Source organism: Rhodopirellula maiorica SM1, from assembly GCF_000346295.1.
GTDB classification, from domain to species: Bacteria; Planctomycetota; Planctomycetia; order Pirellulales; family Pirellulaceae; genus Novipirellula; species Novipirellula maiorica.
In genome coordinates, this window is sequence record NZ_ANOG01000860.1 from 1 (window position 1) to 4,756 (window position 4,756).

Here is a 4,756-nt window from a genome sequence, read left to right on the forward strand (position 1 = left end):
TGCGAGCCGTCGCCCGGTGGTCGAGCGATCAGGATCGTTGGCATCGATCTGCACCGGGGTGTGCGTTTGCAGTACTGTCAGTTCACCGGGTTGGACGGTTTGACCGAGTTGGTTGTGATCACCGCGGATGAACAAGTGGGATTCCGGTGTGTGATTGACCGGTTCGGTCAACACACGCAAAAAGTTTTCTTTGGGCGCCGTACTGCGGATTTTCGTGATCTCACTGAGCATGTCCGCAAGTTCTTTTTTTGAATCGAGTTTGCGGCAGATCGCAGCCGCATCGCGATATCGCTTCACTTCGGCAAAACCGGCGGGATGATGTTTGGCGAGTGATTCCGCAGTGACAACCACGTCGGGGGATTCGGCCGCGAGCTTTTGTTTTGCCTCATCGATGTATCTGGCTTCGCGTTCGGCAGCGGCCTTTTCAATATCGTTCGCCCGTCGTGCTCGCTGTTGTGAATACAGGTATAGCGAGCCCGCCGAGATGCTGGCGACGCTTGGATACTCAGCCAACAACGCAACTTGTTCCGCGGTCCGCTCTGCTTTCGCGGTTTCGTAGGCCGCTTTTAACGGTTCGCGAACGTCATCGGAAACGACTAGCAGTTCTTCGTACAGGGTGCGGTCAAGATGTTCTTGTTGCCGCTTCGTGCGTGCCGCGGAGGCTTCTTTGGCTCGTGCTTCGACCGCAGCACGTTCCTTGGTATCCGCGTCGGTGTACAGAGAGATCCGGCGGTGCATCGGAGTTTTCCATTTCTTCCAATCCAGTGCAGGCTCGAAGATCGCTCGCAGTCGATGGTAGTCCGCTTGGCTGATCGGATCATAGCGATGGTCGTGGCATCGGGCACAACCGACGGTCAATCCAAGCAACGACGTTGAAACAATTTCGATCGTATCGGCGATCGTCGAGTTGATCGCAAGGTCGCGTTCCGGTCCCCCTGCCGCCGTCCCATCGGGTGCCATCCTTAGAAAACCTGTTGCGGCGAGTTGAGCAATCCGCTCAGGCGTAAGCTCGGGTGTGCCCCCCGCGCCATCGACCAGCTCGTCGCCCGCAAGTTGTTCGATAATGAATTGATCGAGCGGTTTGTCATCGTTGAAGCTGTTGATCACGTAATCGCGATAGAAGTAGGAAAATTCACGCTCGACGTCGGTGTTGGTGTAGCCATCGGAATCGGCGTAGCCAGCAACATCCAACCAGTGCCGCCCCCAACGTTCACCATAACGAGGCGACGCTAACAATCGATCGATCAGATTTTCGTAGGCATTGGGACTTGGGTCGCGAACGAATGCTTCGACGCTGTCAGGATCTGGCGGCAAACCCCACAGATCAAACGTTGCTCGGCGAATCAGCGTGTAGCGATCCGCGGTATCAGAAAACGCAAGCCCCTGCTGCTCAAGCCGCTGCAGAACAAACGCATCGATCGGCGTGACGACTCGCGATGAATCGACCGCCGGGATTTTGGGGCGCATGATCGGTTGGAACGACCAAAACGCTCGCTCCTCTTCGGTGATGTAGTCCCCCGCGTCGAGCGAGGCGGGTTCGGCGCGAGCGGTTGGGGCTCCTTGGAAAATCCATTTACCGATTGTCGCAATCTCGCTATCCGAAAGCGTTTTATCCCCCGGAGGCATATCACCCGAGGCGACTCGCTCTAGCAGCAGCGAGTCATCAGGGTTGCCTGCTACAATCGCTTCGCCAGAATCGCCGCCCGCAACAATCCAGTGTCGTAGTCGCACGTCGAGCTCGGCCTCTTTGACCCCGCTTTCGCCATGACAATGAAAACAATGCGCCTTCAAGATCGGCCGGACGTCTTTTTCGAACGTCAGCGATTCGGCCGAGTCTACTGGTGTGGGACTAATGCCCGTGAGGACAACGAACAGCGCAAGCGAGCGAATGGCGTTCATAGTAGGCGCGGGGGTAGGATGTAGCGGCAGCAAAGGCAGGTGGGAAACCCTATCATAAACGAAATTTCGCCGTCGCAGGACAGTAATCTAAGTCTATGGAGCAAGGGAAATCACAGAAATCCGCTGTTTGCCGTTATGGCCAACGCTGTGAAGCAGTTTTTCTTATATCCAAAATGTGAATTATCAGTAGCGATAGTCGCAGAGACTTTCGGCCACGTAAGTAGAACCGAAACTCTCTGCGAGTTTCGCTACGAAAATATGCTTCACAACGTTGGCCAAAGCGGCTGATATACGGAAAGAATCCTGCCTCGCTGTTTATTCGCTTCCGGATGGCTCGAATCCCATGCGATACAGACGCTGGCATGCTTCGATGGCATCCTGGTTCTCGGGGGCTGCGGCAACGTTGACGGTTTCCAGAGGATCGACGTCGTGGTCATATAATTCAGAGCCAACGATTTTGTGGTGTCCCAGTCACGCCACTCGGTGTACCGGTATCGTGCGGTCCGCACGGATCGGCCCATCACAGCGGGCGCATCCTTGTAATACGCAGGGCGTGGATGCTGAGTGTAGGCGGCTTGCTTCACCGTGGCGGTGGGATCCTTAAGGATAGGAACCAGACTGACGCCTTCGACGCCATCAAGCGGCGGCAACCCCGCCAAGCCGGTCAACGTCGGAGCCATGTCGATCAATTCCGCGAGCGAGTCGGTCTTGGTGCCACGATGCTGCATCCCGGGAGCGGAAAAGATCATCGGCACAGCGGCATCGAGTTCGAAGTTCGACGTCTTGGCCCACAGCGTTTGTTCGCCAAGGTGAAAACCATGGTCGGACCAGAACACGACGATCGTGTTGTCTCGCATTTTCAATGCATCCAGTTCGTCGAGCACGCGGCCGACTTGAGCATCCAAATAGCTGATCGCGGCCAAGTAACCATGCCGCATTTCCATCACCGCGTCGACGGAGAGCGGACGCGGGTTCTTGCTCCCAACGATTTCTTGGCTGTTGTGCCATGCAATCCGCGGAGCGTTTTTGGGCCAGTCGGGATTTTGTGGCGGCGACAACGCATCGCGGTCATACATGTCCCAGTACTTTTTCGGCGGGTTAAACGGCGAGTGCGGTTTCCAAAAACCGACGGCCAGAAAGAACGGTTGGTCGTTCGTTTTTCGCTCGCGTAGTGCGTCAATCGCCAGCGACGCGATCCGTCCATCAAAGTAGGCGTCGTCGGGAACGTCACGGCATTCGCACTTGATGTCCTTGGCCAAATTCGGTGGCAGCTTTCCATCGACAATCGGTTGGTCGGATCTGTGCGTGGCGAAGTGCATTACCGCCGGAACGCTCCACGACGCCGGATCCCCTTTCAGGTCATGGACCCAATTGTGATAGATCTTGCCAATGTTTTGCGTAAAGTAGCCGTGCTTCATGAAGTGCTGTGGCAGTGTCACGACGTTGGGCATTTGATCGCGAAAATGCGTCCTCAGATCCCAAATCTCAAGCGTGTCCGGACGCAGTCCCGACATTAGCGATGCGCGCGATGGGTTGCATAATGCTTGTTGACAATAAGCGTGCGTGAACAGTCGGCCTCGCTCAGCCAACGCATCGATGTTGGGCGTCAGCACTTCGGGGTTGCCCAAACATCGCAAATCATTGCGAAGATCATCCGCAGCGATGAACAGCACATTGGGGCGCTCCGCCGCGTTAGCCACGAACGCTGGAAACGACAAACAACTGACTAGAAAAACAACGTAGTACTTCATTAACGATTACCTGATCTAATTATTAATTGTTCCGTGAACCGAGCATAATCACTGAGCGATTAATTCTATAGAGTGTAGTCGATCGTAGGCATGCTATGTTAAGCAGCTAGGCAGGAGTCTTTCCGTATATTAGCCGTTTTGGTACCAGCAGGCCGTTGATTTAGTCGTACGATGGACTTCCTAGTCCGTCGAATACATTAATGACGGACGAGGTAGTCCATCAGCCATCCCTTGCCATAGGAAACTAGTGTTTGTCCGGCAAATTCCTCAGTCACCTCTCCCGGCGAAGCGGGGAGAGGTCGGACGGGCCCTTTAGGCCTCGCCCGGGTGAGGGCCGACCGCGCAACTTAGCGTGCAGTGGAATTCACCTTGCTCGGTCGCCCTCTCAGAAACATTGTGCACCTCTAAACCCATGTCGCTATGCGAATCGATGAGGGATCGGACTGGGCGCAGCGAATCATGTTCACTGACTCGCACTAAGCGTTTTCGCCTTCTTGTGTCGCAGTCGTTTGCTTAGGTACTTTGCCGTTTCGTCAGCGATCACGTTGTATCCCGCCAAATTAGGGTGCCGATCCGAGTACCACCCCGGCAAATCGCCGAGAATCGGATCCAGCTCGTTGCCCATCACTTCGACGCTAGGACCGTGGACAAAGGATTGGACCAACGGATGATATTGGGCGGGAACTTTGGCGAGCGGGTAGCGGCGGTAATTTAGCGAGTTCACACCTTTGCTTAGTTCTGCGGCATACCGTGGATAGATGTCGAAGACTTCTAGATTCTCTGCCGCCGCAGCTTGACGAACCAGGCCGTTGATCTGCTCGCTGGCCTCTTTGCTGGAAAACGGAATCACGGTCATGGGGATCAATTCGGCAGCTGGATGATCGCGGCGTAATCGATCGCACAACTCGGCAAAGTGTTTGGGGAAGTTCTCGACAAAGTTTTCAATCTTCGCCCGGTCGTTCAAGCCATAGCGAATGAAAATGTAATCGATTCCCAGGCAATTTTGAGGCGTGTCGGTCATAGCGGCCGGAATCGAGCAGTCGGCGAATCGTTTCACCGCTCTGGCTCGAATTGATCACATGGCATGAGGGCAGGTCCGCGTCCGC

The 4,756-nt window shown here is 55.2% G+C and carries 3 protein-coding genes; all 3 read right to left on the reverse strand.

Going from position 1 to position 4,756, the window contains the following annotated elements:
• On the reverse strand, nt 1-1,899 hold a 1,899-nt coding region (locus RMSM_RS27520; protein ID WP_008704779.1), incomplete at its 3' end, for a DUF1549 domain-containing protein.
• A gap of 263 nt (nt 1,900-2,162) precedes the next feature.
• The gene (locus tag RMSM_RS27525; RefSeq protein ID WP_008704781.1) at nt 2,163-3,650 is read right to left on the reverse strand and encodes a sulfatase; all 1,488 of its coding nucleotides are present in this window, start codon (nt 3,648-3,650) and stop codon (nt 2,163-2,165) included.
• A gap of 463 nt (nt 3,651-4,113) precedes the next feature.
• On the reverse strand, nt 4,114-4,707 hold the full coding sequence (locus tag RMSM_RS27530) for an SGNH/GDSL hydrolase family protein (RefSeq protein ID WP_008704782.1): 594 nt from the start codon (nt 4,705-4,707) through the stop codon (nt 4,114-4,116).
• Nucleotides 4,708-4,756: the final 49 nt, after the last annotated feature.